The sequence below is a fragment of the Methanosarcina sp. A14 genome (assembly GCF_001729375.1).
GTDB classification, from domain to species: domain Archaea; phylum Halobacteriota; class Methanosarcinia; order Methanosarcinales; family Methanosarcinaceae; genus Methanosarcina; species Methanosarcina barkeri.
On sequence record NZ_LZPK01000245.1, the window covers coordinates 1 to 5,491 of the forward strand.

At 40.1% G+C, this 5,491-nt stretch carries 5 protein-coding genes; all 5 read left to right on the forward strand.

Annotated elements, in window-relative coordinates:
- The first annotated feature begins 75 nt into the window (after window positions 1-75).
- The 5 genes from A9239_RS11840 (at window position 76) to A9239_RS11860 (ending at window position 5,268) form a co-directional block, all read left to right on the forward strand.
- The gene (locus tag A9239_RS11840) at window positions 76-729 is read left to right on the forward strand and encodes a cyclic nucleotide-binding/CBS domain-containing protein (RefSeq protein ID WP_048116314.1); all 654 of its coding nucleotides are present in this window, start codon (window positions 76-78) and stop codon (window positions 727-729) included.
- A gap of 63 nt (window positions 730-792) precedes the next feature.
- On the forward strand, window positions 793-1,608 hold the full coding sequence (locus tag A9239_RS11845; RefSeq protein ID WP_048154011.1) for an HPP family protein: 816 nt from the start codon (window positions 793-795) through the stop codon (window positions 1,606-1,608).
- 348 nt (window positions 1,609-1,956) lie between these two features.
- A complete protein-coding gene (locus A9239_RS11850; protein WP_048122636.1) occupies window positions 1,957-2,952 on the forward strand; it encodes a CBS domain-containing protein in 996 nt (331 codons plus the stop codon).
- Between the two features lie 523 nt (window positions 2,953-3,475).
- A complete protein-coding gene (locus A9239_RS11855) occupies window positions 3,476-4,321 on the forward strand; it encodes a CBS domain-containing protein (RefSeq protein WP_011305988.1) in 846 nt (281 codons plus the stop codon).
- 170 nt (window positions 4,322-4,491) lie between these two features.
- A complete protein-coding gene (locus A9239_RS11860) occupies window positions 4,492-5,268 on the forward strand; it encodes a CBS domain-containing protein (RefSeq protein WP_176722134.1) in 777 nt (258 codons plus the stop codon).
- Window positions 5,269-5,491 lie beyond the last annotated feature (223 nt).

The window sequence follows — 5,491 nt, forward strand, 5'->3', positions numbered from 1 at the left end:
AAATAATTTGAAAATATCCATAAATATTATATTGTGAATTGCCGACTTACGGAATGAAAGGGGGAACGGCAGTAGATGGCAGATGGACCGGGAAGGGACACCGATGCTGAGAAAGCTATAGGTACTGGTATTCACAGCAGAGAGATTGAAAGAGAAGTCTCAGTTGCTGAAGTCATGAATAAAGCAGTCATAATAATGGACATTAATTCAGATATTCCTGCCATTGCAAGGGAAATGGTCAGCCGCGATGCAGGAAGCGTCATTATTACAGAAAATGACAAAGCCATGGGAATTATAACTGAAAGGGACTTTGTAAAGGGTATTATTACAGAAGATAAAAAACCAGGTGAGGTAAAGGCAAGCGAAATCCTATCAACCCCCTTAATAACCGTAGAACCTGAAACAAGTATAGTAGAAGCTTCCGAGATCATGTTAAAGGCGAATATTAAAAGGCTGCCTGTCCTGGAAAACGGTAGAATAGTAGGAGTGATTTCGAACACTGACATCCTGATAGTAACGCCCGGACTTAATACTATCCTTAAAGAACTTATTGACATGAACAGAGAGGTTCTCCTTTCCACCCCATCAATCGAAGAGGTTTCAGAGGGAGAAGATTTGCAAACTGGGATGTGCGAATCCTGTAATATCTTTTCATATGATCTTAGACTTGTGGACGGAAGATACCTTTGCGGAAACTGCCGGCAAGAAGAAGGCGAGGACTACGAGTAACTTACGGTCTTTAGATATCGATTTTGAAATTCTTTTTTTAAAGAGAGTATAAGGAGGCAGACAATGAACGTTAGCGAGATTATGACAGATGAACCTGTAAGTATCAAAGAGGGAGAATTTGTGACTCGCGCCCGTCAGCTGATGCGCGATTACCTTCTTCGAAGCCTTGTCGTTGTTGACGAAGAAAACAGGCTTGTGGGAATGCTGAGTGACCAGGATATCTTGAGGATTACCTCTACACGCTCGAATGTCACAGTAGGCGGGTATGCAAGCCAGTCCCCTACAGTCACTCCAGACATGAATATTATAAAGGCCGCAAAACTGATGGTGCAGTCGAAGCAGAACAGAGTTCCCGTTGTTAAATCAACTACGGACCGTACAGTTGTTGGAGTCCTGAGTAATGTGGATATTCTCAGAAATGTTGAAGTTCCAAAAAATATTCCTAAAACATTGCATGCCGTGATGACGAAAAAAGTCAAAACGTGTTCACAAGAGGACAAAGTTAGCGTAGTCTGGGCGCGTATGCTCGAGACCGATTATACAGGTATTCCTGTAGTTTCAAAGAAAGGCGAACCCATTGGAATGATAACTCGCAGGGACATAATCAAATCAGGTGCTGTGCGCACTGAAGTGGAAGACGAGAGACGAACAAGGCCTAATGAAAGCCCAAAAGTTGAGAAGATAATGTCAACCCCTACGTATACACTTTCAGAAAAGGATTCTATTCAGAAAGCAATTGAGATGATTATTCGTCAGGATATCGGAAGAGTTACCATTGTAAATGAAAAAGACAGAGTATCTGGAATCGTTGATAGACAGGACCTTCTGGGATCTATTGTCAATGTATGGCCTGAAAAACCCTCAGAAAATCGCCTTTGAAAGAACATATAATGAAAGTATCCGGTGAAAGGTTAACAACTAATCACAGAATTAAAAGAGAATTAAAAGAGAATTAAAAGAGAATTAATGCAACGCAGAAAGCAGCATTAAATTTTCACACAAAAAGATTATAACATCAAAGATCATCATTAATAATAATTATAAATATAGGATAAAGTAAACCTTTTGGAAAAATTCGGGAGAAATTGCTTTCAGGTTTTATTTTTTCCGGGAGCAAATCTGGGTCTGTTGAGGAATGAACTACAGACTCCAAGAAAAGTTTCTGCAAGAAAGCAGGAAAAGAAGAAATGGAATACGAAAAAAGCAATTAACTGCAACTCGAATTCGGTGATCCTATTGAACAGAAATACGACATTTTCGTCCGTCGATAAGATGAAAGTTCAGCCAGGTGTAAGCAAATCCAAGAAAGCACAGCAGAAAGACCCTCACACGATTAGCAGCATGGGTACTATGCGAATAGGTCCTGAGTTTAAATCCCGCATTTCAGAACATGAGGGAAAAATCCTGGCCCTGGCAACAAGGAATGTATTAACCCTCCCTCCAACCGCAACAATAATGGACGCAATCAAGATTATGACTGAAAAGAGGTTCAGGCGTATTCCTATTACAAACGCCGGAACACGGAGGTTGGAAGGGGTAGTTACTTCCGTAGATATTATTGATTTTCTTGGGGGCGGAAGAAAGAATCTGCTCGTTGAAAACCGCTTCAAAGGTAACCTTCTAGCTGCGATCAACGAAGAAGTACGGCAAATCATGGAAACTGACATTCCCTATCTATCTGACCAGGCTGACTTTAAAGACGCTGTTTCAACAATGATTGAAAGAAGAACAGGTGGTCTGCCAATCGTGAACAGTGACATGCAGGTCGTCGCAATCTTTACCGAAAGGAATGCACTTGAACTGATGGGTGGACTTGTGACAAACAGAACTGTTGATGAATATATGACCGAGAACGTCAAGATGATATCAACTGATACACCCATTGGACAGGCAGCAAAAGTAATGGTAGATAACAGGCTCCGAAGGCTTCCTGTAGTTAAGGATGGCATCTTCGCAGGAATTATCACGTCCTCTGATATTATCCATTTCCTTGGAAATGGAGAAGCTTTCAGTAAGCTAACAACAGGAAACATTCACGAGGCTCTAGACCAGCCTGTAGGTTCTATTGTCTCAAGAGAGCTGATATGGACTGGTCCAGGTACAGACCTGGGAAAAGCAATGGAAATAATGCTTGAGAAAAAGATAGGTTCACTTCCGGTCCTGGATAACGGGCTGCTCCGCGGTATTATTACTGAAAGGGATCTTCTGAGATCTCTTAAATGAACTTGAGAACATAATCAATTGATTAGGTGATTCCAATTGATTAAACCTGGTCCAGGCTGTCCAGGCAGTTCAAGCTGGTTCAAACTATTACTGGTTCAAACTGTTACGGAACTTAACTAAGTTTAGCGAAAATTAAAATTAAACTGAGCATTAAGTCGATTGAGCCCGAAAAACCTTCGGATTTAAGTTTTAAGGAGATTAAGTTTTAAGGAGATTAAGTTTTAAGGAGATTAAGTTTTAAGGAGATTAAGCTTCCAAGAGATTTGGAGAAAAGGAAAATTCTCTAGCTGGATAGATAGAAAAGTAAGCTGTACATTGAGTACTTAGAATTTGAAGTGTAGCTCATTTTAAAGTAAGAACTTTATAAAATAAGAACCTATTAAAATAACTCTCGCTTCAACAAGAGGTACTGGTTACTTCCTTAAAAGTTGACCGAGTATAGCTAAAAATTGTAACTTTTGCTTCCGATTCAAAAAGTATAATTATTGACACTTATATATTGTAAAAGTGAAGGAGGTACTTCATGAATGTAGCGGACATCATGAGTTCACCTGTGTACGTCGTAAACACAGAAGAACCCGTGTCACGTGCGAGAAAACTGATGTTAAGGCATAAAATCAGTACGTTGCTTGTTCTCAATGAGGACAAGATAGTGGGAATCGTTACAAAATCAGACATCACTAACCGTCTGGCTCAGGCTGAACCTCTCTGGAGGAGAAGACCGATAGATCAGATCCCTATCAAATTATTGATGACTGAGTCGGTTATTAGCATCTATCCTGAAGCCTCTATTTCCCAGGCAGCTGCCTTAATGCTTGAGAACGGAGTGCATACTATTCCGGTGGTAAAGAACGATATTGTAGGTATTATCACCAGGACAGATCTTGTGCGCTATGTTGCGGAAAATAAAGAGGATATGAAAACAAAAATCTCTAAATTAATGACTGAGGATATTATTTCTGTTCACAGGCATCATACTATCAACCATGTGATTGACGAAATGAACAGGAATAACATTGAAAGAGTGATCGTTAAAGACGATGCAGGAAAGCCTGTAGGGATTATTTCCAGCAGAAGTCTCGCCTTAAATCTCTTAACTGATTTTCAAGGCGAACTTTCCATGAAAAATATCAAGATGACCAGGAAATCCTCTCCTGGAGGCCAGAAGACCTATAGATACGTAAAAGAGTTACCCTTGACCGCAGAAGATATCATGATATCTCCAATAAATTCCATTGACGTAAATGAGGATGTTAGTGCAGCCGCCAAAAAGATGATGGAAGATGGAGTGACTGCATTACCCGTCAGTGATGGAGAAGATATAGTGGGTATACTAAGCAGAACCGATATCATGAAAGCCATCCTCTGAAACACCGCAGTGGAGGTATGTACTGCGAAAAAAACAATAAACTGCGATAGATAAATCATCCAAAGTAAGAAAAGGATACGGAATTAAACCGTAGGAAACGGATGAAGAAAACACGCGAAGAATTGCGAAAAATATAATTGAAAATTCTGGATACGCATGAGGTGAATTGCATGCAAGCTAAAGACATAATGGTACAGCCATACAGGATTGATAAGTCAGACACTATATCTCACGCTCTGGATCTAATGGAAAAGAAAAACACAAAACGTCTGCTGGTAGTTCACGACGACCAGATAATCGGTGTACTTACAATGAGAAGTCTGACAGAGCAGCTAGGGACTCGTAAGAAACTGAGTAAACCTGCATCCTCTCTGCATGTTGCAACAGCCGTATCCGACAATTTTGTAAAGGTTCTGCCTGATACCGATACCAAGGATGTTCTTACCCTGATGAAAAAGACTGGTGGCGTAATTATTGTCACTGATAATGGAAAAGCTCTGGGCTGGGTGACACCCCAAGAATTCATGGAACTAAACCACTTCACAGGCTTTGCCGGGGAAGTAATGGAAAAAAGTCCTGTAGTTATCAGTTCATCTGAGAGGGTTAGCCACGCTAGGAGACTTATCCTTGACAAAGATGTAGGAAGGCTGCCAGTAATTGAAAACGGAAAACTTGTAGGCATTATTGCTGAAGACGATATTGCCTTTGCCATGCGTTCTTTCAGAGATCTGGTGGCTGATAATCAGCAGGATTCAAGGATCAAGAACCTATTGGTAGGGGATATTATGACCCGTAGTGTGATTAGTGTCTATACCAATACTCCGCTTGAAGAAGCTGTTAGGACAATGCTAGAACACGATGTAGGAGGTGTTCCAGTCCTTAGCTTGGATGATGAACTTGCTGGTTTCCTGGCCCGCAGAAATGTAATAAATACACTTGAGAAATAAGCTCAAAACCAGAGAAAGAGAGCCAGAAAAAACTTAAGTGAAATCCTGAAAGCCAGTAATTAAAAAAAGGCCTGCTTTCTTAAAAACAGGCCTTTTTGAACTTTACAATTTCCTTTGAACTTTACAATTTCTTTTGAACTTTACAATTTCTTTTGGATTTTACAATTTCTTTTGGATTTTACAATTTCTTTTGGATTTTACAATTTCTTTTGAATTTTACAAT